Genomic DNA, 326 nt, shown 5'->3' with positions numbered 1-326 from the left:
GACAATCAGGCTGACAAGATGGCCGCTTGAGGGTTCCACCGCTCCCACGATGTTGCGCCGAAGATGGCCGCCGAAATAGCCTTGGGTGGGGCGGCCTGGGATCTCCTTCAAAGCCTGCCTCATCCCCAAAGAACACGCGTGCTGTCGGATTGGCCAGAAGTTGAGACAGGCGGTCGGAGCATTCCTCACGTTGGAGCTGCCATTTTTCCTGGTCGGGAGGCTCTGGCATGAGTCGGGGAATTCGGCGGGCATACCCTTGTTCGTGAAGATAACGGACAAGGGTGCGGTAGGAAATATCATATTCGGTGTGCTCCCTGAGCCAGCCG

At 58.6% G+C, this 326-nt stretch carries 1 protein-coding gene; it reads right to left on the bottom strand.

Annotation, left to right across the window (positions count from 1 at the left end):
- The coding region (locus JIN85_RS21560) for a hypothetical protein (protein WP_234047558.1) at positions 1-229 on the bottom strand (229 nt) is incomplete at its 3' end.
- Positions 230-326 lie beyond the last annotated feature (97 nt).

The sequence above is a fragment of the Luteolibacter pohnpeiensis genome (genome assembly GCF_016595435.1).
Lineage (GTDB): Bacteria > Verrucomicrobiota > Verrucomicrobiia > Verrucomicrobiales > Akkermansiaceae > Luteolibacter > Luteolibacter pohnpeiensis.
Note: the sequence above shows the minus strand (reverse complement) of the source record. Positions and strands in the feature narration are given on the sequence as shown.